General features: G+C 72.9%; 23 protein-coding genes. 9 read left to right on the top strand and 14 right to left on the bottom strand.

The genetic code is table 11. From position 1 onward, the window contains the following. Positions 1 to 323 precede the first annotated feature (323 nt). Positions 324 to 1,100: a GIDE domain-containing protein gene (locus D458_RS0105835; RefSeq protein WP_017585787.1), complete on the top strand. Its 777-nt coding sequence runs from the start codon at positions 324 to 326 to the stop codon at positions 1,098 to 1,100. A gap of 4 nt (positions 1,101 to 1,104) precedes the next feature. Beyond that, positions 1,105 to 1,467 carry a DsrE family protein gene (locus D458_RS0105830; RefSeq protein WP_017585786.1) on the top strand — a complete coding sequence of 121 codons (363 nt, stop codon included), beginning with the start codon at positions 1,105 to 1,107 and terminating at the stop codon, positions 1,465 to 1,467. Between the two features lie 139 nt (positions 1,468 to 1,606). Here the strand turns inward: D458_RS0105830 and D458_RS0105825 are convergent, their stop codons facing one another. The 5 genes from D458_RS0105825 to D458_RS0105805 form a co-directional block, all read right to left on the bottom strand. Next, positions 1,607 to 2,353 (bottom strand): phosphoglyceromutase, encoded by a 747-nt coding sequence (locus D458_RS0105825; protein WP_017585785.1) that lies wholly within the window; start codon positions 2,351 to 2,353, stop codon positions 1,607 to 1,609. 51 nt (positions 2,354 to 2,404) lie between these two features. Beyond that, complete coding sequence (locus D458_RS0105820; RefSeq protein ID WP_051049612.1) at positions 2,405 to 2,962, bottom strand: type III secretion system chaperone family protein; 558 nt, start codon at positions 2,960 to 2,962, stop codon at positions 2,405 to 2,407. Positions 2,963 to 3,057: 95 nt separating this feature from the next. Beyond that, a complete protein-coding gene (gene mshA / locus D458_RS0105815) occupies positions 3,058 to 4,356 on the bottom strand; it encodes a D-inositol-3-phosphate glycosyltransferase (RefSeq protein ID WP_017585783.1) in 1,299 nt (432 codons plus the stop codon). Positions 4,357 to 4,476: 120 nt separating this feature from the next. After that, a complete protein-coding gene (locus tag D458_RS0105810) occupies positions 4,477 to 5,469 on the bottom strand; it encodes an alpha/beta hydrolase (protein WP_017585782.1) in 993 nt (330 codons plus the stop codon). Between the two features lie 160 nt (positions 5,470 to 5,629). Then, entirely contained in the window at positions 5,630 to 6,616 is a 987-nt protein-coding gene (locus tag D458_RS0105805) for a YbgA family protein (RefSeq protein WP_017585781.1), read from the bottom strand. A gap of 84 nt (positions 6,617 to 6,700) precedes the next feature. Between D458_RS0105805 and D458_RS0105800 the strand changes: the two genes are divergently transcribed. Beyond that, positions 6,701 to 8,014 carry a cryptochrome/photolyase family protein gene (locus D458_RS0105800; RefSeq protein WP_017585780.1) on the top strand — a complete coding sequence of 438 codons (1,314 nt, stop codon included), beginning with the start codon at positions 6,701 to 6,703 and terminating at the stop codon, positions 8,012 to 8,014. Positions 8,015 to 8,232: 218 nt separating this feature from the next. Here D458_RS0105800 and D458_RS0105790 read toward each other — a convergent pair whose 3' ends face one another. Then, complete coding sequence (locus tag D458_RS0105790) at positions 8,233 to 8,670, bottom strand: hypothetical protein (RefSeq protein ID WP_017585778.1); 438 nt, start codon at positions 8,668 to 8,670, stop codon at positions 8,233 to 8,235. A gap of 100 nt (positions 8,671 to 8,770) precedes the next feature. Continuing rightward, positions 8,771 to 9,295, bottom strand: coding sequence for an O-acetyl-ADP-ribose deacetylase (locus D458_RS0105785; RefSeq protein WP_017585777.1), 525 nt, complete (start codon positions 9,293 to 9,295; stop codon positions 8,771 to 8,773). A 192-nt stretch (positions 9,296 to 9,487) separates the two neighbouring features. Between D458_RS0105785 and D458_RS0105780 the strand changes: the two genes are divergently transcribed. The 3 genes from D458_RS0105780 (at position 9,488) to D458_RS0105770 (ending at position 11,282) form a co-directional block, all read left to right on the top strand. Then, a complete protein-coding gene (locus tag D458_RS0105780; RefSeq protein WP_083936254.1) occupies positions 9,488 to 9,850 on the top strand; it encodes a BlaI/MecI/CopY family transcriptional regulator in 363 nt (120 codons plus the stop codon). A gap of 5 nt (positions 9,851 to 9,855) precedes the next feature. Continuing rightward, on the top strand, positions 9,856 to 10,800 hold the full coding sequence (locus D458_RS0105775; protein WP_017585775.1) for a M56 family metallopeptidase: 945 nt from the start codon (positions 9,856 to 9,858) through the stop codon (positions 10,798 to 10,800). A gap of 182 nt (positions 10,801 to 10,982) precedes the next feature. Further along, complete coding sequence (locus D458_RS0105770) at positions 10,983 to 11,282, top strand: DUF2516 family protein (protein WP_017585774.1); 300 nt, start codon at positions 10,983 to 10,985, stop codon at positions 11,280 to 11,282. Here D458_RS0105770 and D458_RS0105765 read toward each other — a convergent pair. The 5 genes from D458_RS0105765 to D458_RS0105745 form a co-directional block, all read right to left on the bottom strand. Further along, complete coding sequence (locus tag D458_RS0105765) at positions 11,267 to 11,920, bottom strand: TetR/AcrR family transcriptional regulator (RefSeq protein WP_017585773.1); 654 nt, start codon at positions 11,918 to 11,920, stop codon at positions 11,267 to 11,269. The genes D458_RS0105770 and D458_RS0105765 overlap by 16 nt on opposite strands. Further along, positions 11,883 to 12,527 (bottom strand): hypothetical protein, encoded by a 645-nt coding sequence (locus D458_RS0105760; RefSeq protein ID WP_017585772.1) that lies wholly within the window; start codon positions 12,525 to 12,527, stop codon positions 11,883 to 11,885. The genes D458_RS0105765 and D458_RS0105760 overlap by 38 nt, the downstream gene beginning before the upstream one ends. Positions 12,528 to 12,730: 203 nt before the next feature. Further along, a complete protein-coding gene (locus D458_RS0105755; protein ID WP_017585771.1) occupies positions 12,731 to 15,253 on the bottom strand; it encodes a hypothetical protein in 2,523 nt (840 codons plus the stop codon). A 156-nt stretch (positions 15,254 to 15,409) separates the two neighbouring features. Then, positions 15,410 to 16,339 (bottom strand): neutral zinc metallopeptidase, encoded by a 930-nt coding sequence (locus D458_RS0105750; RefSeq protein WP_394296574.1) that lies wholly within the window; start codon positions 16,337 to 16,339, stop codon positions 15,410 to 15,412. A gap of 128 nt (positions 16,340 to 16,467) precedes the next feature. After that, positions 16,468 to 17,424: a neutral zinc metallopeptidase gene (locus D458_RS0105745; RefSeq protein ID WP_017585769.1), complete on the bottom strand. Its 957-nt coding sequence runs from the start codon at positions 17,422 to 17,424 to the stop codon at positions 16,468 to 16,470. A gap of 93 nt (positions 17,425 to 17,517) precedes the next feature. Here D458_RS0105745 and D458_RS0105740 point away from each other — a divergent pair, with 93 nt between their 5' ends. Together D458_RS0105740 and dtd are read left to right on the top strand one after the other, a co-directional pair. Then, on the top strand, positions 17,518 to 19,368 hold the full coding sequence (locus tag D458_RS0105740; protein ID WP_017585768.1) for a DUF2207 domain-containing protein: 1,851 nt from the start codon (positions 17,518 to 17,520) through the stop codon (positions 19,366 to 19,368). 49 nt (positions 19,369 to 19,417) lie between these two features. After that, the gene (gene dtd / locus D458_RS0105735; RefSeq protein WP_017585767.1) at positions 19,418 to 19,843 is read left to right on the top strand and encodes a D-aminoacyl-tRNA deacylase; all 426 of its coding nucleotides are present in this window, start codon (positions 19,418 to 19,420) and stop codon (positions 19,841 to 19,843) included. A gap of 10 nt (positions 19,844 to 19,853) precedes the next feature. Here dtd and D458_RS0105730 read toward each other — a convergent pair whose 3' ends face one another. Both D458_RS0105730 and D458_RS0105725 read right to left on the bottom strand, forming a co-directional pair. Then, complete coding sequence (locus tag D458_RS0105730; RefSeq protein ID WP_017585766.1) at positions 19,854 to 21,734, bottom strand: outer membrane protein assembly factor BamB family protein; 1,881 nt, start codon at positions 21,732 to 21,734, stop codon at positions 19,854 to 19,856. Between the two features lie 84 nt (positions 21,735 to 21,818). Further along, on the bottom strand, positions 21,819 to 22,460 hold the full coding sequence (locus D458_RS0105725; protein ID WP_017585765.1) for a pyridoxamine 5'-phosphate oxidase family protein: 642 nt from the start codon (positions 22,458 to 22,460) through the stop codon (positions 21,819 to 21,821). A 67-nt stretch (positions 22,461 to 22,527) separates the two neighbouring features. Between D458_RS0105725 and pdxR the strand changes: the two genes are divergently transcribed. Further along, on the top strand, positions 22,528 to 23,970 hold the full coding sequence (gene pdxR, locus D458_RS0105720; protein ID WP_017585764.1) for a MocR-like pyridoxine biosynthesis transcription factor PdxR: 1,443 nt from the start codon (positions 22,528 to 22,530) through the stop codon (positions 23,968 to 23,970). Positions 23,971 to 24,086: the final 116 nt, after the last annotated feature.

Below are 24,086 nucleotides of genomic sequence, written 5' to 3'. Positions count from 1 at the left end.
CGCATCTCTCGGTCGACAGCCGAACCGGGCGGGCCCGCCCGTCGCCCGCCACCCACCCTCAACGGTCGCTTCCAGCACGGTTCCCCCTTCACGGCGGACAGCACCCGCTGAGCACGCCCCGGCGGCGCCACGACCATGACGGTGACGACCCGCCCGCGGCTGCCTTCTGTGCAACCGGGGAGCCTTGGACTGGACATGCCCAATTGGCCCCGCTTTCCCGGAGAACTGGTAAAGATTGTCAGCAGACACGGTGTGGCCACGGGGCTCGGCGCCCGCCGTCGTCCTCGACCTCCGACGCGCTTTCAAAGGGGCTGCCTGTGTTAATGGTGATCGGTGTGGCGCTGCTCGCCATCGCGGTGGTCCTCCTGCCGCTGACCGTCATCGGGCTGCGCCGCTGGCTGCGGCAGCGCGGGCTCGCCCAGCTCCTCCCCAGCGCCCTCGCGGCCCGTCAGGGCCAGCGCGTGACGCTCACCGGTGTGGCGGCCCCCGGCCCCACCGGCCCCATCGAGTCCGGGCTGGCCGGGGCGGAGTGCGTGTGGCACGGCCACGAGGTGCTCCGCCACTACCGCCCGCTCGCCCGCGACCGGGCCGATGGCGCGGTCAGCGAGCGGGCCTGCGACTCGATCGCCGACTACGGCTCCGAGGACCTCTTCGGGCTGGTCGCCGAGGGGCGCTCCGGTGAGTCCCAGCGCATCTACGTGGACCCCAAGGACACCGAACCCCGAGACGCCGAGCTGTGCCTCAAGCGCCTGGTCGGCCGCCCACAGCCGGGCGTGGCCGCCTCCGCGGACGACCTCCTGCCGCGCGTCCGCGGCCGGATCTCGGGCGTCTTCCGCGGCGAGACCATCGAGTTCGAGTACCGCGAGTGGATCATCCGACCGGGCGCGCGCCTGCGCGTCACCGGCGAGCTCAGCGTGCGGGACGGCCGTGTGGTGCTGGTGGCCCCGCAGGACGGTTCCCTCAGCGTGGAGCACGGGGTGCAGGAGCGCCCGACCCGGGTCTCGCCCCGCCGCCGTGAGGCGCTCCTGCTCCTGGTGGCCTTCGCGCTCTGCGCGATCGCGGGGGCGGTCCTCACCGCCGCCGGACTCTCAGTAGGCTGACGGCATGACTCGTTCCCTGGTGATCAAGGTCACTTCCGGTGAGGACTCCCCGGAGCGGTGCAACCAGGCCTTCACGGTCGCCGCCGCCGCTGTCGCGAGCGGGGTGGACGTGTCGCTCTGGCTGACCGGGGAGTCCGCGTGGTTCGCGCTGCCCGGCCGCGCGGAGGAGTTCGAACTCCCGCACGCCGCCCCGCTCCAGGACCTGCTGGCCGGCGTGCTCGCCGCGGGCCGCGTCACGGTCTGCACCCAGTGCGCCGCCCGCAGGGAGCTCACCCAGGCGGACCTGATCGAGGGCGTACGCATCGCGGGCGCGGCCACCTTCGTGGAGGAGACGCTCCAGGACGGTGCCCAGGCCCTGGTCTACTGACGCGCCGCGCCCACCGGCAGGCACGGACCCCGCCCGGAGACGGACCTGCGAGTCCGCCCGGAGCGCCCTCTCGGAGTTCACCCGGACACAGGTGTGCCCGCGCTGCCTTGCGGCGGCGCGGGCACGGGGCGGGTACGGGCTACTTCTTGCCCTGGTTGGCGACGGCCTCGATGGCGGCCTTGGCGGCCTCCGGGTCGAGGTAGGTGCCGCCCGGGTTGGTGGGCACGAACTGGTCGTCCAGCTCGTACACCAGCGGGATGCCGGTGGGGATGTTCAGTCCGGCGATGTCGGCGTCGCTGATCCCGTCCAGGTGCTTGACCAGGGCGCGCAGCGAGTTGCCGTGCGCGGCGACCAGAACGGTCTTACCGGCGGCCAGGTCCGGGACGATGCTGTCGTACCAGTACGGCAGGGCGCGGTCGAGGACGTCCTTGAGGCACTCGGTGCGCGGCAGCAGCTCCGGCGGGAGCAGGCCGTAGCGCGCCTCACCCGCCTGGGAGTAGGGGTCGTCGTCGGCGATGGGCGGCGGGGGCGTGTCGTAGGAGCGCCGCCAGGTCATGAACTGCTCGTCACCGTACTCCTCACGGGTCTGGGCCTTGTCCTTGCCCTGGAGGGCGCCGTAGTGGCGCTCGTTGAGGCGCCAGGAGCGCTCGACCGGCAGCCAGTGCAGGTCGGCTGTCTCCAGCGCGAGGTTCGCGGTGCGGATCGCGCGCTTGAGCAGAGAGGTGTGCAGGACGTCCGGGGTCACCCCGGCGGCCTTCAGGAGATCACCGCCGCGGCGGGCCTCCTCCTCGCCCTGAGCGGACAGGTCCACGTCCACCCAACCGGTGAAGAGGCCCTTCGCGTTCCAGACACTCTCACCGTGTCGAAGCAGTACCAGAGTTCCCATGGGGACAAGCCTAGCCAGCCCGCTCCGGTGATCGTTCCCCGGCAGGCCCTACTACCCGGTAGCGGGGTCGATCATCTCCTCGGTCACGTTCTCGGTGAAGCGCTCGGCCGGGGGTTCGGCCAGGTGGGCGAAGGCGCGCAGGTTGCGGGTGTCGTGGCCGCGGTCGGTCCGCCACTTCCACTCCTTGCGGATCGCCGTGGCGAACCCCAGCTCCAGCGCGGTGTTGAAGTTCTCGTCGGAGTAGGTGAGCACGCAGCCCAGCAGGCGGTCCACCTCCTCCGGGGTCACCCCGCCCAACGGCAGCCGCCCCCGGATGTACACGTCTCCGACGTCGTCGGAGACGAACGCCATCCCGTACATGTCCGAGCTGCGCCGGGTCAGCCACTGGTAGAACCCGGCGTGGTTCTCGTCGGGCTGGCGGCAGAAGAACGAGGTGAGGGTCAGGCTGTGCGGGCCCGCCTCCAGCCACACCATGGTCTTGAGCTTGGCGGTGCCGGGGACCGTCACCAGGAACGACCCCTCGCGCGGGCGCTCGACCTCCAGCCCGGCCTCCGCGACGGCCTCGGCGATCGCCCTGATGGCGCTGTCGCGCTCTGTTTCCGCTCCCACGTTCTCGCCTTTCGTCACGTCGGTTCCGCTCGCCCCGTCCGTTCGCCGGTTCCCACCGGTCGGCCGGTCCGCGCCCGTTCGCCGTTCCCCGTGGGTCACCGGGCCTCGGCCAGCCTGACCTCGCGCGGCGTGAGCGCGTCCCGGTACACGTCCAACAGTTCGTCCACGGTCCGCGACCACCCCAGGGTGGCGGCGTGCAGGGGCGCCGCCTCGGCCAGCTTGGCACGCCAGGCCGGTTGCGTGATCAGCCGGTGCAGTTCGGCCGCGTAGTGCTGGGGATCGTGCCCCTCCACCAGGACACCGGAGACCCCGCCCGAGACCGCCGTGGCCAGACCGCCCACCCGGGCGGCCAGCACCGGGGTGCCGCAGGCCTGCGACTCCACGGCCACCAGCCCGAAGGACTCGGAGTAGGAGGGCACCACCGTCACCGTCGCCGCCCGGTAGTAGTCGGCCAGGCGGTCGCGGCTCTGCGGCGGTTCGATCCGCATCACGTCGGCCACGCCCAGCGAACGGGCGAGGTCGGCGAGCAGGCGGGGTTCGCGCTTGCCGCCGCCGGACAGCCCGCCGACGATCCCGACCACCAGGCGGGAGCGCAGTGAGGGATCGCGTTCGAGGAGGTCCGCGGCGGCGCGGATGAGCACGTCCGGAGCCTTCAGGCGCTGGACCCGGCCCACGAACAGCAGCAGTTCGGCGTCGCGGGGCAGCCCGATCCGCTCCAGGGCCGCCGAACGCGAACCGGGGGTGAAGGTCTCCAGGTCGACACCGGGCGGGATCGTGTTGATCTGCTCGTTCCGGGCGCCGTAGTGGTGGATGAGCTGGCGGGCCTCGTCGTCGGTGTTGGCGATGAGCCGGTCGGCCTGGCGGACCAGCTGGTCCTCGCCCCTGACCCGCGCCTCCGGTTCGGGGGTGTCCCCGGCGGCCAGGGCGGCGTTCTTGACCCTGGCCATCGTGTGCATGGACTGCACCATGGGCACGCCCCAGCGGCGGGCGGCCACCACCCCGGCCTTGCCGGAGAGCCAGTAGTGGCCGTGCACGAGGTCGTAGTGCCCCGGGTCGCCCTGGGCCTCGGCGCGCAGCATCCCGAAGATGAACGGGCACAGGTGGTCGGCGAGGGTGTGCTTGTCGAGGTGGCCGTAGGGGCCGGCGGGCACGTGCCGGACGTTCACGCCAGGAGCGAGCTCGACCACCGGAGGGAGCTCGGGGCTGGTCGCCCGGGTGAACACGTCCACCGCCACGTTGCGCTCGGCCATCCGGCGCGCCACCTCGACCACGTACACGTTGAGCCCGCCGGCGTCGCCGGTGCCGGGTTGGTCGAGCGGGGAGGTGTGCAGACTGACGGTCGCGATCCTCGAGGGAACCGCCGTCTGATCTCCCAACGGGGCGGGTCCGAGCACCGGTGGTTCCTCCAGGTCGTGTACGCAACATGTGTGCAAGCCGTAGTCGTCAACAGCGACGAAGGTACACACTGTTCCCCACCGGACCGTCCGAGGGGTGCGGGGTTGACCCGCCCCCGGTCACGGTGTAGAGGCCCACCCGGACACCAGGAAGTCCACTGTCTCGGGAAAGGTGCGCTTCCAGGTGCCCAGGTCGTGCCCGCCGCGCGGGTGGAGGGTGGTGACCGTCATACCGTGCCCGGTGAGCAGCTCGGAGAACCGTTCGGCCTCGCCGTGGATGCTGCCCCGCTGGAGCGGCGTGTGGTCGTCGCGCCCCTCCACCAGCATGAACCTGAGGTCGCGCACGTCATCCGACTCCAGCAGCAGGTCCGGCGAGTGCGGGTCGGTGTCCTCGCCGAAGGTCCCGTCGGGGTCGTCGACGCGGAAGTACCCGGCCCAGCTGACCACCTGCGAGTAGAGGTCGGGGTTGCGCAGGCCCAGGGCGGCGGCGCCGTAGCCGCCCATGGAGAAACCGCCGATCGCCCGCAGCGACCGGGGCCGCGGGTGCTCGCCCTCGACCGCGGTCACGGCTGCCCCGGTGACGAAGCTCTCCAGCGCGAACCGGCCGTCGTGGGCGTCGCCCCATTCGGTGGCGGACCCGCCGCTCTCCTGTCCGTGCGGGGCGGCGATGACGAACTCGACCCCCGAACGGCACATCTGCCGGTCCAGTTGGGCGCCCACGTCCGCGTCCATGAGGGTGCGGTGGGTGGAGGCGGATCCGTGCAGCAGGTAGAGGACGGGCAGGTCGGCGCTGTCGGGGCCGGGCGGCCGCCGTATCCACAGCGGTCGCTCCTCCTCGGGGGCGCCGGGGTCCGGGAGGGTGACGATCTCGTCCCGGCCGGGTTCCTCGCAGACAGCGACCTGGCCGGGGTGGGGGATGGGCGCGGGGGTGGAACCGGGGGCAGGGGGCAGGAACGCGTGCCTGTGGGCCAGTTCCGGTTCGGGGGCGCTCAGGTGGTGTCCGATCCGCTCCCTCAGCAGTTCCTGCGGCGCGGTGGCCAGGGACGCGGCGATCAGGGCGACGGCGCAGGAGGCGACGAGCACGGCGGCACGTCGGGGGAAGGAGACGAACACGGCGAAGACCTCGGGGGGTCGGGGGCAACCGGGAACCGCGCTCGACGCGGCCGAGAACAGTGACCCACTGTAGTCGACTGTGCTCTCTGTGTGTGGAATTTGTGCTGTGCCTGCGACGGCCGACCCGGCCCGCGGCCTCCGCCCCCGTCCTCCTCTCCGGTCAGACCGCCACCGGGTGCCGCAGCCGCAGGGCGTCGGGGTAGGGGCGCAGGTAGGTCTGGTCGCCGGCCCAGGCCACGTCCTCAGCCGAACAGTGGTGCCGCAGCAGGGCCACCGGCAGGCTGAGCGGAGCCACTCCCACCCGGTAGTCCTCGATCCCGGCCAGCAGGTCGTGCCTGCGCGCGTCGTCCAGCAGCGGGCTGATCATGCCGAACGCGTGCTGGAGCGCGTTGGCGTGCTTGCCCCGGCTGGTCCTCACCGCCAGGGCCCGGTGGAAGGCCTCCGCGTAGGTGGCCGCCACCTCGTCGCGGTCGCTGCCGCCGACCCGCGCCACGATCCGCCCGGTCTCCCGGTAGCCGTCCGGGGAGTGCGCCATCAGCTGGAGCTTGTGCCGGGTGTGGAACTCCACCAGGTCGCGGGGGCGCCACTCCGTGTCGAGCAGGAAGCGCAGCCGGGCGTGCGCGAACACCCGCTCCACGAAGTGCTCGCGCAGCGCCGGGTCGGACAGGCGCCCCTGCTCCTCCACGGGCAGGTGCGGCAGCAGGCCGGTGAGCCGGGCGGCGAAGGCGCCCCGGCCGGTCCCGTGCACCCGCTCCGCGTTGTCGTCGAACACCGGCAGCGCGTACAGGCCGCAGCTCGGCGACTTGTTCTTGAGCACGTAGCCGTCCAGGCGGCGCAGCTCCCGCAGGTGCCGGTCGGCGACGTTGGCGAGGTCGTCCGTGTGGTCGGCGCCGTCCTTGCTGGAGATCACCCGGTCCGCACGCGCCCCCTCCGCGTCCTTGCGGTCCTGGAGGCGCAGGGTCGGACGCGGCACACCGAGCCCGATCTCCGCCTCCGGGCAGACCGGCAGCCAGTCCACGTGCCTGTCCAGCTCGTCGGTGAGGAACTTGTACCGCGAGTGCCCGCCGTTGTAACGCACGGGTGCGCCGATGAGGCAGCTGGAGACCCCGACGACGGGGCGGGAAGGCGTGTTCGCAGACGGGTCCATGACGGGGCCTTACCCGGTCTGACATGGGACAACCGCCGACGCACACACAGTAGTGTGATGAACCCGAAAAGTGAAGGAGTCCAGTTGGGTACCCCCGTCCTCGTCCTCTTCACCCAGGACCTGCGCCTGCACGACCATCCCGCCCTGACCGCCGCCCTCCGCGGCTCCGGCCCGGTCGTCCCGCTCTTCGTGCTCGAGCCCGCACTCCTGCGCCGCGCCGCCCGCAACCGCCGCGCCCACCTGGGCGAGGCCCTGGCCGACCTGCGTGCCGGGTTGCGCGCACGCGGCGGAGACCTCGTCCTGCGCCGGGGCGACACGGCCGCGGAGGTCCTCGCCCTGGCCCGGGAGACCGGGGCCGACACCGTCCACCTGAGCGCGGGCGTGACGGGGTTCGCGGCGCGCCGGGAGGAGGGGCTGCGCGCCACCGGACTGCAGGTGCGCACCCACCCCGGGCTGACCGTGGTCCCGCCCGGTGCCGTCACCCCGGCCGGCGGCGACCACTACAAGGTGTTCACGCCCTACTGGCGGGCCTGGGAGGCGTCGGGGTGGCGCGAGGTGCTGCCCGCCCCCGATCGCCTCCGGCTGCCCGACGGCCTCGAAGCGGGGGAGCTGCCCGACCTGGAGGACGGCGCGGAAGGGGTGGGCGTCCTAGCACCGGACCGGGTCCGCGGCGGCGAGGCCCCGGCCCGCGAACGCCTGCGCTCCTGGCTCGGCCTCGGACTCGCCGACTACGGGGACCGGCACGACGACCTCCCCGGCGCGGCCACCTCCGGGCTCTCCGCGGACCTGCGCTTCGGCTGCCTGTCCCCGCTGGAGGTCGCCACCGCCGCCCGCGACCTGCCCGGCGGTTCCGAGTACGTGCGCCAGCTCGCCTGGCGCGACTTCCACCACCAGGTCACCGCCGCCTTCCCGGCCATCAACACCCGCGACTACCGGCCCCGGGACCGCGAGTGGCGGACCGACCCCGAGGCTCTCACCGCCTGGAAGGAGGGCCGCACCGGGCTGCCGATCGTGGACGCGGGCATGCGGCAGCTGCTCCAGGAGGGCTTCATGCACAACCGCACCCGCATGATCACCGCCGCCTTCCTCACCAAGACCCTGCTCGTGCACTGGCGGGAGGGGGCCGCGCACTTCGACGCGCACCTGACCGACGGCGACGTCGCCAACGAGTACGGCAACTGGCAGTGGACCGCCGGTACCGGCAACGACACCCGGCCCAACCGCGCCTTCAACCCCCTGCGCCAGGCCCGGCGCTTCGATCCCGACGGCGAGTACGTGCGGCGCCACGTGCCCGAACTCGCGGGTCTGTCCGGCGCACGGGCCCACATTCCGTGGGAGGAGGACGACGGCCGGGGCGTGGCCGGTTACCCGCGCCCGATCGCCGACCCCGGCCGCTGAGCGGGATCGGTCGGACGACCGGGCACGGGCGGTGCGGGCGGTTCAGCCGTTGTAGTGCCCGCAGTTGGGACAGGTGCGCACCCCGGCGTTGAGGTACTCACCGCACCTCTCGCACTGGCCCACGATGGGCTTGTCGTGTTTGGGGGACATGGCGGGGAGGGGCGCGGGGACGCGGGAGGGAACAGGCAGCTGGGAGAGCTGGGGAACCGGCTTCAAGGTCAACCTTCCGTTTCGGCCAGCCCGTCGATGACGTCGTCCAGGACCAGGGAGCGGTCCGCGGTCGACATCAGGCGCAGTTCCCGGAGTGCGGGGACGGTGTCCACCCCGTCGCCCTCGGCCCCCGTCACCGTGCACACGCGCATGCAGTGCTGGGTCGGGGGCTGCCAGAAGTCTCGTTCGTCGATGGAGGCGATGCGGTACACCGTGGCGGGGTACTGGGAGGGCCGGCTCGGGGAGTGCCACTGTTGGACGCGGGACAGGACGAAACCCGTGATCAGGGAGTCGAAGACGCCGCCCGACGCGAGGTCGGACAGGGCGTCCTCGTCGCCCTCGGCACGGCAGGCGTCGCACCCCGCGAGTTCCGCGCGCAGCAGCCAACGGGCGCGCGCGTGACTCACCTCGGGGTTCTTGAGCTTGCTCGGATGCCGGTGTCCCATGGAACGGAGCGTACGACGGACCGGGGCGGCACGGTAGGGCGGGGCGGGGGCACCCGCACGCCTTCCCGCGGGCGCCCCGCGCCTTCGGGCCGCCGTCGGCTCAGGTGGTGTCGAACGCCCGCCGGAACGCCGCCAGCGCGGTCTCGTCGAACAGCACCAGGTCCACCCGGGCCACCCCGACCCGTGCGGTGCGCAGCGCCTGTGCGGCGATCCGGGCCGCGTCGTCCAGCGGCCAGCGGTAGACGCCGGTGGAGATCGCGGGGAAGGCCACCGACTCGGCGCCCAGCTCGTGCGCCACCCGCAGCGACTCGGTGAAGCAGGAGGCCAGCACCGCCGAACGGTCCTCGGACGCGCTGTACACCGGTCCGACGGTGTGGATCACCCAGCGGGCGGGCAGCAGGCCGGCCGTGGTCGCCACCGCCTGCCCGGCGGGGAGGCCGCCCCCGTAGTGGGAGGCGCGGAGCCTGCGGCAGTCCTCCAGTACGGCCTTGCCGCCCTTGCGGTGGATGGCGCCGTCCACCCCGCCGCCGCCCAGCAGGGAGCTGTTGGCGGCGTTGACGATCGCGTCCGCGGGATGCTCGGTGATGTCCCCCCGGGACAGGTGGATACGCGTTCGGTCGGCCATGGTCTCCCCCTGTGAACGGCGGGCCCCGTCCCCGGAGCAGGGGACAAGGGTCACTCCGGCTTGGCGGGCCCCGCGGGAACATCCACCCCAGGGCCCCTGACCACAGGGTCTCAAAGCCCTTCCCCACAAGCCATCCTGAATTAACGTGGGGGTGCCACGGCCGGTAGTACTACCCGTCGTAGACTCGTGTTCATGAATCGGCTTGGCGAACTTGAACGCGCGGTGATGGATGTACTGTGGGCACGAAACGAACCAATGACGGTTCGCGAGGTCGGCAAAGCACTCGCCGAGCGGGACCTGGCACACACGACCGTCATGACGGTGCTCGACCGGCTGGCCAAGAAGAAGGTCGTCGATCGGGCACGTGAGGGCCGCGCTTGGCGGTACCGTCCGGCAGCCAGCCGTGAGAACTACGTGTCGGAGCTGATGTTCGACGCGCTCGGTCAGACGGTGGACCGTGACGCGGCCCTGGCCGCCTTCGTCCAGTCCATGGACGGCCAGGAGGCTGAAGCGCTCCGGCGCGCACTCTCGGAAATCGAGCAGCCAAGGAACTAGTCCGTATGGTCAGTGCCGCCCTCCTCACTCTCGTCGCGGTCAGCTGCCTCGTCGCCATGGAAGCTCTCCACCGGGCGAAGTGGCCCTCCCGCGGCCCCTACACGGCGGTCATCGCCTGGCAGGCGCTTGGCCTGGCCTGGGGTGTGTCCACCATCGGAGCGCTGCTGGCCTACGGCCTGTCCTCCTACGAACTCGGTGCCGCCGGCGGTCTGATGGCCGCCGCAGCGGACCTGTTCACCGGTGAGTTCATCCTCGCCGAGTTCTCCCAGGGGATCGAGGGCGTCAGCCATCTGGCAGCCGTCACCCTGGCGGTCGTCCTGACCCTCGTGCTCTTCTCCGGGCTCGTCGCCTCCTTCGTCCAGGTGGTCCGGGTGCGCCGACGCCACCACGACCTCCTCGAGCTGGTGGCCAGCGAACACCCCGACGTCCCGGGCGCGCGCGTCGTCGACCACCCGGCCGCGGCCGCCTACTGCCTGCCCGGGGTCCTGCGCTCCCAGGTGGTGATCAGCGCCGGGGCCCTCGAAGTCCTCGACACCCGCGAACTCGCCGCGGTGCTCGCCCACGAGCACGCCCACCTGCGCCAGCGCCACGACCTCGTCCTGCTGCCGTTCTCCTCCCTCAAGCGGGCCTTCCCCCGCGTGCGGCTGGTGCGGACCTACTACGAGAGCGTCGCGCTGCTCATCGAGATGTGCGCCGACGACCAGGCCCGCCGCAAGAGCTCCTCCCGCGAACTCGCCATGGCGCTGCTCCGCTTCGGTGCCGCCGGACCCGCGCCCGTGCCCGCCGGCGCGATGGCCGCGGTGCGCTCCGCCGAGCCCGCCGTGATGCGCCGGGTCAACCGGCTCCTGCGTCCCGACGCCGAACTCCCCTACCACGCGGGTGCCGTCATCATGGGCGCCTCGGCCTTCCTGCTGGCCACCGTGACGTGCCTCTGGCACATCCCCATCTGACCCGGACCCCGCCCCGGCCGGCTCCTGTCCCGATCGGACCCGCACCACGGTTCCCGGGTCCGTCGCCGCAGCGCGCCGTCTGTGATATCGACCTCCACGGGGCACGATCTCCGTGCTCCGTCCGTTTAACGTGGGGAGTGGGCGGAACCCCGTTCGGACACGTGTGGCGACTGGAGTGAGTCTTGTTCTTCTGGATCTGGCAGCTGATCTACCTCGTGACCTTCGTGGCCAGCCTGTACGCGTTCATCGAGGCCCTGAGGACCCCGGAGCAGGCTTTCGTGGTCATGGACAAGCAGACCAAGAAGCTGTGGGTCATCCTCACCGGTGTCGCCACCGGTGTCTCGCTGCTCGCGGTCCTCACCGGCACCGGCATGTTCGTCATCCTGGGCCTGGTCGCCACCCTCATCTTCCTGCTGGACGTCCGCCCCGCCGTGAAGGGCGTGGGCGGTAACCAGAACAACGGCCCTTACGGCCCCTGGTAGGACTCCGAGGGCCGCCGGTCAGGCGGCCCCGAGGGCTGCCGGGACACCCGCAGTCCGGACAGGCACACATCGAGCAGGGGTTCGGCGAGTCCGGCCAGCCGGACCGAGGGGTCCATCAGCCACTGGACGAGGCAGCCCTCGATCGCGCCGACCACCACGGTGGCCTCGGGCTCGCCCACGCCGGGCCGCAGGTCACCCTCCTCGGCTGCCCGCCGGAGCAGGTCGGCTACCACGCCCCGGTACGCGCGGTACACCGCCGCCATGTCGAACGGCGCCCCGTCGCCCGTGTGGCGGCCCGCCGCCCACAGGTCGACCATCACCCGGGTGAGGTCGGGTTCGTCGGCGAGCATCGCGACGGCTGACCTCACGAGCCCGCTGAGCCGCTCCAGGGCGGGCTCCCCGTCCGCCGCGGTCTGCTCCAGCACCGTGGCGGAGCGCTCGGAGAGCCGCTCGAACGCCGCGCTCAGCAGCGCCTCCCGGCTGTCGAAGGACAGGTAGACGCTGCCCTTGGCGATCCCGGCCTCGGCGGCGACGTCCTCGATCCGGCTCGCGGCGAACCCCTGCCGGGCGAACACGCGCACGGCGGCGGACAGGATCTCCTCACGCCGCGCCGCCCGATCGACCCTCTTCGGTGCCATGAGCCGCCTCTCCCGTCCTCCGCTGTTCCGCTCCGGGGAGCATATGGCCGATCAGGAGCTTGACGAGCATGACCGGGGCCAGCCACACCAGCGCACCGGGCACGGGCAGCAGCACCAGCGCAGCGGCCGATCCCGTCACGGTGGCGCCGAGGGCGACGGGTGTGCGCAGCGCGAGCGGGGTGAGGCCGACGGCGACCGCCCCGGCCAGGGCCAGCAGGTACAGGGCGGCCGCCGTCCACCAGCCGAGGCCGGGGACGAACAGGGCCAGGACGAACGGCTGGACATGGAGGGCCACGAACAGCAGGTGGTGGCGCAGCGTGCGCCCGGGGCCGTGGTAGCGGCGTCCGGCCGCCGGGGTGGAGGTGGCCGCGGCACCCCCGAAGAAGTCGAAGGCGATGACGCCGACCACCAGCACGGCCGTCCAGGGCAGACCCGCGGCCGCACCGGCGCCGACGGCGACGAGGGTGCCGGCCAGCGCGGTGGCCAGAGCGACGGCGACCTCTCCGGGGGAGGGGTCGGAGCCCACCAGGGCCGCGGTGGTCCACCGCAGGGCGCGGGCGAGGTGGCCGCGCGGGCGGTCGGCCGGGCGGGAGGGTTCGGCGGTCACGGGGTCTCCGATCCTATTATGACTGACTGGTCAGTCATAATAAAGCGCAGGAGCCCGCCAGGGAAGGGCCCGGGCCGGGGACCGTCCCGGTCGGGCTCGCCCGGACCGCGGACGGCCCCGGGCCGTGTGCCCCCCGGGGACGGTCGCCCCCCGGGGTGTGCTGCTCCAGGTACCCCGGGAGCTCCCGGGGCACCTGGAGGCGGTCAGTTGCTCTGGGGGGACGGCTGGGGCACCGGGGGTCCCACGGTCCCCGCCGCTTCCCCGTGCCCCGCGGGCTTCGGCGGGAGCACCTCCGACAGCGCCTCCGCGTAGGCCGGATCGCTGGTGTAGGAGGAGTGGCCGAGGATCTCCGGGCGTCTGGCCTCCCCCGGCGGGGCGTCGTAGGAGCGCGGGTCGGGCAGGGGTTCGGCCTGACCCACGATCTCCTCGTTGCCGTTGCCGTTGCCGTTGCCGTCGTCCGCGTTCCGGTCGCTGTCGGCCACCCGGCGGCGGACCGGTCCCGCGATGGCGTCGGTGACCCGCCACAGGTTGCGCCAGGACGCCACCCTGCCGCTCAGGTCCTCGAACGAGGCCGGCCCGAAATAGGCCGGGAAGTACCGTGAGTACAGCCGGTCCAGCGGTGAACCGTGGGTGATCAGCGAGATCCGGCCCCGGCAGTCCCGTGGCAGCTGCCACACGGTCGCGGCGGCCAGTACCGATCCCTGCGAGTGGCCGGACAGCACCACACCGGTGCCCTCACGGGCCATCCGCGCCACCCGGGCGGTCAGCTGGGGCACGGCGCGCTCGGCGTAGGACGGCGGTGCCAGCGGATGCGCGACCCGGGGCCAGAAGGTCCCCACGTCCCAGACAGCGCCCACGGCCTGCCGGGTCGGCCGGTCCCGGTAGGCGCTCCGGCCGATCCACACCAGGGCCACCAGGCTCGCCCCGCCGATGATCGAACCCACACCCAACAGGGCGTCCAGCGCCCCCTGGGCCACCCCATGGAGCTCCCCGGCCACCGCCATCGGCGCGTCCACCGGACCGGCCACCAGGTTGCCGGTGAGGATCGAGTACAGGGCCAGTCCCACCAGCGGCACCACCGGCAGCAGCAGCGCACCCAGCACCTTGGGCAGCACCTCGGTCATCTGTCCCGCGGCCCTGGCCCTGGCGATGTCCCAGGTCCGCCGGTCCCGCACGCTTCGCGAGTACAGCGAGGTCACGGCGGGCAGCTGCGCCCGCACCGCCCCGCGCAGCCCCAGTGCCAGCACCACCACCACGACCAGCACGATCACCGCTTCGAAGGCGAACGCCAGCTGCAGCCAGGAGTACGCGGTGGGCGGGGACAGCGCCAGGCAGTCCGCCTCGGGAGCGTTCATGGAACCGCAGCCGCTCAGCCACAGCGACCCCTGGTACACGAGCGCCGCCGAGAACCCGCCGCCCAGCAGGGTGCCCAGCGCCGCCGTCGACGGTCCGGCGAGCCCGCGCATCGCGGTGCGCGGGTGCGGCCGGTCCAGGGCGAACAGCACCAGCGCCGCCACCAGCAGCACCAGCACCAGCGCGCCCTGCACGGCGAAGAGCGTGTTCAGCACGGTGCCGCTCCCGGGCAGCCGTCCCTGGGCCACCCAACCGGGTCGCGGCCACACCGTGTACACCGCCACGGCCACCACCAGCACCAGCACGGTGTCCCGCAGGACACGGCAGAACCGGTCGGCCCGCGCGTTCCACCTCGGGTCCATCCCGGGCACCAGCACACTCGCCGTGCTCGCCGCCGCCACGGTTGCGAGCAGGACCGCCAGCACCGTCCCGAACCACCACGCCCCGGGCTCGGTCGGCGGCGCACCGTCCCGCAGGGAGAGGTCGTACAGGAAGGCGGGGAGCAGGAGCAGCGCCGCGACGGTGCCGAGCGCGAGCGCGATGTGCGCCGATCTCAGCCGCGCCATGATCTCGCTGTTGCGCCAGAAGTCCGGGTGGCTCAGAGGAGCGTCCTCGGTGTGCTCCGGCGGTACCGGCCCCGTCACCACCTCGTAGTCGGCCGCGGTCTTCCGGGAGAGCCGCCACAGCACCACGACCACCGCCGCGGGCAGCACCGCGCCGATCAGCAGCCCCCAGCCCGGTACGGACAGCGGTGAGGACGCCGAGGCCAGGAAGGCCAGCCACGGACGCGCCTCGACGCACTCCTCGCCGAGCCCGCCGCACTGCCAGCCCACGAGGTCCATCCCGACCCCGGCCGCGGCCAGGGTGATGAGCACGGTCAGGGACAGCGCGAGCAGCCGGACCCCGGCCCCGTAGGCGATGTTGGCGGCCCTGAGGACCCCGGTCCGCCCCTGGTCCATCCGGCCCGGCCGCATCCAGTACGCCACGTTGAGCATCATGAACGGCAGCAACAGGAGCCAGAACGCCCGAGAGGAGCTGCCCGAGGTCAGGTTCCCCCAGGCGAAGATCTCGCGCCGCACCCCGGGGATGCTCTCGGTGTCCGGTTCGCGCCGCCACCGGAAGAAGCCGGCGAGCCGGTCGCCGCCCACGCGCATGGCGGGCTCCACGTCCAGGAGCTCCTCGGCCTGCCCGCCGCTGACACCGTGCACGCGCAGTTCCACGCAGTTCCGGGCAGGGGTGGGAGGGGTCGGCGTGACGGGGGTGACGGGCGCTATGGGCGCGACGGGGGTGACGGGGGCGGCGGAGGGGGCCCGGGGCGCGGAGGACTGGTGGTCAGGCTCGTGCGAGCCGGGGGCTTCGGGGGTGTCCGGCATGTCAGCATCCTGCCACGCGGAGTGGCGATGAAACACGGTCCGTCCACACCTGTGGACAACTGTGCGGCCCGGCATCCGTCCCGCACAGGTACCGGACGGTCCCGGCGCCCGCCGGGCACAGGGTCCGTGCCCGGCCCCGCACACGTCCCGGCCCCGTTACGCGACCAGGTCCTCGTCGTCCACGTCCCACGTGTTGCAGGCGCCCGGCGACTGCTCGTCCCAGCCGGCCCGCGTCCACCACACGCTGTTGTCCGAGGAACCGTGCGTGCGCTCCTCCTCGGTGCTGTCGGAGCGGTCGGCGGTGGCCGAGGCGTCGTCCAGCAGAGCGGACAGGTCCCCGTCCGTCAGCGGATAACTCACCCGCACCGACCCCAGGAACGCACCGGCCAGGCAGTTGGCCTGGAGCTCGCTGCGGCGCGTCCAGGTGTTGCGGCCGGCGTCGTCCTCCTCCAGCTGACGCTGCTCGTGGTAGTACTCCAGCAACCCGGACTCGCCCTGGACGTGGTGCCCGTACTCGTGTGCCAGCAGGGAGGCGTACACCACGCTGTCCTGCGAGCCGTTCCACTTCTCCACCACGTCCGAGGTGCCGATGTAGACAGCGCCGCTCGCCCGGCAGTAGAACGCTCCGGCGGGGGAGGGGTAGGCGCGGCAGGGGCTCACCCCGGGTTCGCTCCAGAACACCCGGTCCGGAGGTGCGAAGGGGATGCCCGCCCGGTCGAACTGCGTCTTCCACGCGTCGTCCAGGCAGTCGGCCACCAGGTGCAGGAACTGCTCCATGGAGCCGGGGTCGTCCACGTCCAGCTCGGGCACCGGGCACGGCAGCGGGCTCAGCCGCCCGGTGTCGTACAGCGGGTTCGAGACCAGTGCGGTGTGTCCGGAGGGCCGGTCGGGCAGGGTGCGCCCGGGCAGCCCCAACTGGCCGGAGGGAGTGTCGTCGACCAGGTTCTGGCCGGGTTTGTCGTCCCCCGCCCCGTCCGCCTGCCCGGACGCCGTGTCCGCGGTGGAGCCACCGTCGCTGACGGTGGTCCAGGAGAGCAACGACAGCGCCAGCAGGGCCACCAGGAGGCCGCAGAACGCACCGAACACCCGCCGGTTGGTCCGGTGGGCCCTACGGGAGTGCGACAACCGTGAGCCCGGACCGGAACCGGTGGAGCCCGGACCACCGGGCGCGGGGGCACCGGGGCCGCCGAAGCCGCCGAGGCCGTGGTCACCGCTCACCGCACCAGCTCCTCGCGGGCTTCCCAGGTGTTGCAGGCCGCCGGGTCCACACGGTCCAGCCCGTGCGCGGTCCACAGACGACCGTTCTCCACCGAACCGTGCGTGCTCGTGCCCGCGTGGTCGGAGCGGCGCCCGACGGAGTCGAGGATATTCGTCCGCTCCGACTCCCCGTAACCGAGGGACTCCCCAGAGGCGCCGACGAACACCCCGCCCAGGCAGTTGGCCTGGAGCTCGTTGCGCCGCGTCAGCTCGTTCGCGGTCTCCTCGTCGGCGTTGGCCCTCAGGGCGTGGAACTCGGCCAGGATCCGCGACTGCCCCTGGACGTGGTGTCCGTACTCGTGGCTGAGCAGGAACGTGTACGCCTCGGCGTCCTCACTGCCCGCCGACGCCGCCACGATGTCCTCCACCCCCAGGTAGAGGCCCTGGTTGGCCTGGCAGTAGAAGGCCGCCGTGCCCTCCTTCGGGAAGGGCCCGCACGGGCTGTGCCCCTCGGCGTACCAGTACACGCGGTTGGGAGAGGTGAAGGGGATCCCCGCCTCCTCGAAGTACTCGCTCCAGGCGGTGTCCAGGCAGTCGGCGATCGAGTGCACGAACGCCTCCACCGACTCCGGATCCTCGGTGTCCATCTTCGGCGGTGCGCAGGTGACCTCGCCCAGCTCGCCGTTGGCGTACACCGGGTTCTGCCCGAACGGGTCCTCGATCTTCGCCGGTCCGGTGTCCGCCGGCGCGGTGCTGTCCGCGGCCAGCACCTGCGTGGGGTCCGGCCCCAGCGGCTCACCCCACGCCGGCTGGGTCGACGGCAGCATCGCCGAGAACGCCAGGAACCCCGTGAACCCGACCGCGGCCAGACCCGTCCCCAGGGACAACGAGACACCCAGCCCCATCCGCTGGAGGAAACCCGGGCGCTCCGCCCAGGGGTCCGACTCCGGACCCGTCCACCGTTCCCTCAGCACGCGACCGCACCTCCGCACGCCGAGCGAACGGGACCGCCCCAGGGGGCGCCCGATGGACACGGTCCGTGTACGGACCGGATAGGCTCTCGCGTCATGTGGTGGGTCGGCTCCTGGCGCCCGGCCGTCGCGTTGGCGACGGCCCTGCTCGTGTACTCCTCGCTGGTCGCAGCGGTCGCCGTGGCGTGGCCGGGAGGAGAGGCGCACGCGGCGACGGCGGCCGCACCGGCAACCACAGTACCGGGGCAGGAACCGGCGGTCATCGCCCACCGTTCCACCACGGACACGCTCATCACCAACGAGATCAGCCTGGAACTGGACCAACTGGGCGTCCTCCATGGTGAGGAGACCCTCCGTTTCGAGGGGGCCGCCCCGGAGAGCTTCACCCGGGCCCTCACCTCCACGATGCTCTACGACACCGACCACGACCGCCGGTTCGACATCAACGGCGTCTCGGCGGTCGACTCCGACGGCTCCACCCTCCAGATCGAGGTCGAGGAGACCGACGGCGCCCTCCTGGTGCACATCCCCACCGAGGGCACCCGGGGCGTGAAACTCAGCTACCGGGTCAGCGGCACCGTCAGCGAGGTCGCCCAGGGCGTCCAGCTGGAGTGGCGGGCCGTGGGCGCCTACAGCCACACCGTCCGCTCCACCGACGTCACCGTCACCGCGCCGCTGCCGCCCGAAGCCCTGTCCTGCCTGGCCGGCGAGCCCCGCAGCGCCATGTACTGCACCGCCTCCGACATGGGCGGCGACGCGGTCGTCGCACACTTCCTCCAGGCCGACATGACGCCCAGCGACCGGCTGGACATCGTCGTCAACTACCCGCCCGACACCGCCGCCGGCGAACCCATCCTGACCCGCCGCTGGTCGCTGGCCTCCGCCTTCCAGGTGACTCCCGCCACCGCGAGCGTGTTCGGGGTTCTGCTGCTGGTCCTGGTGGGCGGCCTCGTGGCGCTCATCCGCATCCGGGGCCGCGACGAACGCGCGCTGCGCAGGGAGGCGGCCGAGGGCGACCACGCCCCGGTGGCCTCCGGCGAGCACGGGCGCGTGCGCTTCGCCCCGCCCGACGGGGTCCACCCCGGACAGATCGGGACGCTCGTCAACGAGACGGTCGACATCACCGACCTCACCGGAGCCGTCATGGACCTGGCCGTACGCGGCCACATTCGTGTGGAGGAGCTTCCGCACGAACGCTTCACCTCGGTGGACTGGCGGCTGGTGCGCCTCGACGCCCCGCCGGGGGAGACCCTGCTCTCCTACGAGTGGCTCCTGCTGAACGCCCTCTTCGGCGAGAAACGCACCGTGCGCCTCTCCGAACTCGGCTCGCCGCGCCGCTCCGCGGACTTCCCGGCCCGCATCGACCGGGTCCGCGAGGAGCTGTACCGCGACATGGTCCGGCTCAAGTGGTTCTCCCGCTCGCCCCACCGGGTGCGCAGCACCTGGACGGTCGCGGGCATGGCGCTCACCGCCGCCGGAGTGCTCCTGACCGGGCTGCTCGCGGTGTTCACCACCGCCGCCTTCACCGGTCTGGCCGTGATCATCGCCGGCGCCGCCGTCACCGCCGGCGCCCAGTACATGCCCGCCAAGACCAAGCTCGGCAGCTCCGTCTTCGCGCACACCGTGGGTTTCCGCGACTACCTGCTCAGCCGACGGGCCCAGAACGCCCCGCCGGGCCAGCGGGTGGAGCTGTACTCGCGCTACCTGCCCTACGCCGTGATCTTCGACGACGTCGACCGCTGGGCCAACGTCCTGGCCGCCGCCGCGATCGCCGACCTCACCCCCGAGGAGCTCACCGGGGACGGCCTGGCCTGGTACACCGGCCCGCGCGAGTGGCGGATCGAGGACTTCGCGGACTCCATCAGCACGTTCGCGGTCACCCTCACCGGACTGATCTCCAACACCCGCCGCGTGCGCCTGCTCAACCAGCTGCAACGATCGAGGTAGGAACGCCCCGCACCAGGGGCGGAGAGTTCGGGAAAGACAGGGGGAGCCCATGCGCGCGGTCGTGCAGAGGGTGTCGCACGCTTCGGTGACGGTGGACGGCGAGGTGGTCGGCGAGATCACCCGCCCCGGCCTGATGGCCCTGGTGGGGGTCACGCACACCGACACCGAGGAGGAGGCCCGCAAGGTCGCCAGGAAACTGTGGACGCTGCGCGTCCTGGAGGACGAGAAGTCCTGCTCGGACATCGGCGCCCCGGTCCTGGTGGTCAGCCAGTTCACCCTCTACGGCGACGCGCGCAAGGGCCGCCGCCCCACCTGGCAGGCGGCCGCCCCCGGCCCCGTCGCCGAACCCCTCGTGGACGCCGTCGTCAAGGAGCTGCGCGACCAGGGCGCGGAGGTGGCCACGGGGGTGTTCGGCGCCCAGATGTCCGTCGGCCTGACCAACGAGGGCCCGTTCACCGTGATCGTCGAGGTCTGACGACCCGGAGTCAGAGGTCCTCCGGCGTCGATCCCAGCCCGATGACGTGGGCGTGGTCCTGCCTGCCGGTGCCGAAACCGGTGATCACGACGCCGCCGGGGGCGATGTGCGCCTCGATCCCGGTGGCGCTGCCGTTCGCGTACGTGGACACCTCGTCCTCGATGGCCACCCGCACGGGCCCCTGCCCCTTCCGCCCCATGAGGATGACCTCAGGGTTCACCGTGGTGTCCCACCGGCCGCGCTTGTTGCCGCCGCTGACCGAGCCGACGACCAGCGCCTCGGACACGGTGACCGGCCCCACGGCGTTGCCCCGGGCACCCCTGCCGGCTTTCAGCGGCACCCCGGTACCGCCGGTCGCGGGCGCGTCCCGGTAGGCCAGTCCGCCGCGTTCGTCGATCTCCGTCCACAGCAGGTGGCCGCCGGCGGCGGGAGTGACCGTGCTCAGGGTCTCGCGCTGGTTCAGCCCGCCGGACCAGGTGTGATCCCCGGGGAGCCCTTCGGCGAACACCGTTCCGTCGGCCGGATCCACGGCCACCGCGTCGGGCCCGGGAGAGCCGCGATCCTGGCTCTGGTGACTGATCACCGCGACGGAGCCGTCCGGGGCGACCGCCAGGTGCCCCACCCCGGAAGGCAGTTCGAGCTCACCCCTGGACTCGCCGGTGGCCTCGTCGAGGAAGGTGACGTGGTCCTCCCGATCCGAACCGCACGCTTCCACGACCATGATGCCGGTGGTGGCGGTGGTCACCGCCTGTCGGCCGGTGCCCGCCAGGCAGCCGTCCTCGGGTTCACGCGTCCACAGCTCCTCGCCCGTGGTGAGGTCGTACGCGACGAGGGGGGCCTCGCTCTTCTCCCGGGGAACCGAGAGGACCGACGAGTCGGTCAGGTGCGGTGCGCCGTTGAGGGGGTCCCGGCCCCGGGAGTACGAGGACCCGGAATCCTCCTCAGGGCGGTTTCCGGGCTCGTCGAAGTCGTAATCGGCGATCACCTGCCCGGTCGCGCTGTCCAGCAGGCTGAGGCGGTCGCGGAGGGAACCGTCCAGCCGCCGCAGCGGGCGCAGGACCACCACGGACTCGCCGTCCGGTGTGGCGGCCGCCCGCATGACGGGATCGGCGGAGCGGAACCGCCACACCTCCTTGCCGGTGGCCGGGTCCAGGGCGAACACGCCCCGCCGGTCCATGACCAGGAATCCGGTGGGTGTCACCGCCGAGTGGAATGCCTCGCGGGAACCCGGCTGGGGGTGCTCCCACAGCCACGCGACGCCCCCGTGGCCGTACAGGTTGTCCGACCCGGGAACGGCGGCCGCCTCGGGGGCGTGCGCGGTCCGATGGCTGACGCTGTCGCGCGGTCCCTCGGTAGCGAGGTACCCGGCGATCAGGACGAACACGAGCAGCGGGCCCAGGGCCGCGACCAGGGTCTCCCGCCCGGAGCGGAGCCGCTCGGGGACCCCCGCGAACATCGTGGTCGCCGCACCGAGGGCGACGGCGACCAGCCCCAGCAGGCGCAGCACCGACGCGTAGTCCGCCCCAGCCTCCGCCGCACCCTCGGCGTCCGCGCCGGGCTCACCGCCGAAGTAGGCCGAAGGGTAGTTCTGGAACACCAGGACGGAGCAGAGGACGAGTACCAGGGCAGCCACGAGGAGCGGCAGCCGGGCTTCCTCCCGTTCCCCGGCGCTCGCACGCGCCAGGGGGAGCCAGGTCAGTCCCAACAGCAGCAGCAGGCCCCACAGGACCCACCACAGTGGGCCGCTACCGCCCCCGGAGAGCCCGGGGGCGAACTCGGCGGCCACCAGGAGCACCAGGCCGGTCAGCAGCGAACCCAGCCCGGCCCAGGATCGGGATTGCGGACTGAACCGCGCCTCTCGCAGTCCGCTGAACCATGGCGGCGTACGCACGTATCTCGTTCCTCCAACGGGCCCGGGGGCGGGATCGCGCCGAATCGGTTCCCGGCGTGCCGTGGAGGATCGTAGCGGTCCGGTTCAGCCGCCGGTCACTCGGGCCAGGACGTGCTCGGGGGCGGGGAGGTCGTGGATCAGGGCCGGGTCGGTGACCGGGGGGTCGAACACCGTACGGACCGGCTGCACGCCCGCCCAGACCGGGGTGGCGTGGTCCGACTCCTCGTCGTTGGGCGGTCCCGTACGGACCTTCACCGACGCCTCCTCCAGCGACAGCGCCAGCACCCGGGTCGCCGCCATCTCCTTGGCGTTCGGCGGACGGACCGCGTCCCACTGGCCGGGGGCGAGCTGCTCGGTGATCGCGCGCAGCCCGTCCCAGCGCTCCTGCTCGTCGGTGACCAGGCGCGGGGTCCCGAACACCATCGCGGAGCGGTGGTTCACGGAGTGGTGGAAGCCCGAGCGGGCCATCACGATCCCGTCCAGCAGCGTCACCGTCACGCACACCTCGCCCCCCGCCTGGAGGGAGCGCGCGCCGGTCGAGCCGTGCAGGTAGAGGGTGTCGCCGATCCGGCCGTACCCGGTGGGCAGCACCCGGGGCGAGCCGTCCACGACCACGCCGAGGTGGCAGACCAGCCCTTCGTCGAGGAGGTCGTGGAGCTCGGCGCGGTCGGTCCCGGCCTTGTGCTTGGCACGGCGGAGCCGCGTGCGTTCTGTGGTGGAGAGCATGCGTCTACCGTAGGGAGAAGTGGATACCCGAACCATGGCCACTTCAGGCAGGAAGTGAAAGACCACTTTGCCCCGACGCCTCGCCGAACCCCCGGTCCGCCTCGACCGCTCCGACCCCACCCCGCTCACCGCACAGCTCTCCGGCGCACTGCGCGAGGCCATGTCCTCCGGGGCGCTCCGCGCCGGTGAACGGCTGCCCTCCAGCCGCACCCTGGCCACCCAGCTCGGAGTGAGCCGCACCGTCGTCACCGACGCCTACCAGCAGCTCTACGCCGAGGGCTGGCTCGACGGACGCCACGGCTCGGGCACCTTCGTCACCGAACACGAACCCCTGCCGCGGCCGAGCGGGCAGGGACCGCAGGGAGCGCGGACCGGGAGCGCGCCGCGGACCGAGCGCCTCCGGGACCGGCCCTCACGGGAGGAGCTCCGCCGCTCCGGCACCGTCAACCTCCTGCCCGGAGCCCCCTGGGTCCGCGACCACGACCGCGCCGCCCTGCGCCGCGCCTGGCGGCACGCCGCCGAACACCCGCCCTCGGACGACCCCGACCCCCGGGGCCTGCCCGGGCTGCGCGCCCTGCTCGCCGAACACCTGCGCCGCACCCGCGGCGTCCGGGTGGGACCGGAGAACGTCCTGGTCACCCGGGGCACCGGCAACGGCCTCGACCTGGTCGGCGCCATGACCGGGGCGGAGGCGGCCCCCGGCGCCCGCGTCCGCGCCGGAGTGGAGGAGCCCGGCTACGGCAAGGCCCGCACCATCCTGGCCGCGCGGGGCGCCGAGATCGTCCCCTGCCCCGTCGACCACGACGGCATCCGCCCCGGGGACCTGCCCGAGGACCTCTCCGTCGTCTACACCACACCCGCCCACCAGTACCCGCTGGGCGGACGCCTGCCCCTGCCCCGCCGCGAACGCCTCCTCGCCTGGGCGCGCAGGACCGGCGCCCTGGTGGTCGAGGACGACTACGACGCCGAGTTCCGCTACGACGTCGCGCCCCTGCCCGCCCTGTACGGGCTCGACCCCGAACGCGTCGTCCTGCTCGGCACCCTCTCCAAGACCCTGGACCCCGACCTCGGCATCGGTTGGATCGTCGCCGAACCCGACCTGCTGCACCGGCTGGCCCGCGTCCGCGCCGAGCTGTCCGACCGCACCAGCGGCCCCGTCCAGGCCGCCACGGCCCTGCTGCTCGAACGCGGGGACCTGGACCGGCACCTGCGCCGGATGCGCCTGGAGTACGCCCGCCGCCGCGCCCTGATCGTGGAACACCTCGGTCCCCGGATCGGCGGGGACACCGCTGGACTGCACGTCCTGCTGTCCCTGCCCGAGGAGGCGGTGGCGCCCGTGATCGCGGCTGCCGCCGAGGAGGGGGTCCTGGTGGAGGACACCAGCCGCACCAGCCACGGCGCCCCGACGGTGCACGGGTTGGTCATCGGCTACGGGTCGGCGGGCCGCACGGAGCTCAGGCGCGCCTGCGAGGTCCTGGCCCGCGCGGTGGAACGGCACGCCGGGGGCTGACCAGGGAAGGGGCCGGAAGGGAGAGGGGAGACCTGCCGGGAGAGGGGAGCGCCGGGCAGGGGGGTCGGCCGGGGCCGGGCGCCGAAGCGGCGGCAGCGGCTCGGAGAACACGGCGT

The organism is Nocardiopsis ganjiahuensis DSM 45031 (assembly GCF_000341085.1).
Classification (GTDB): Bacteria; Actinomycetota; Actinomycetes; order Streptosporangiales; family Streptosporangiaceae; genus Nocardiopsis; species Nocardiopsis ganjiahuensis.
This window is presented reverse-complemented; position numbering and strand designations above follow the sequence as displayed.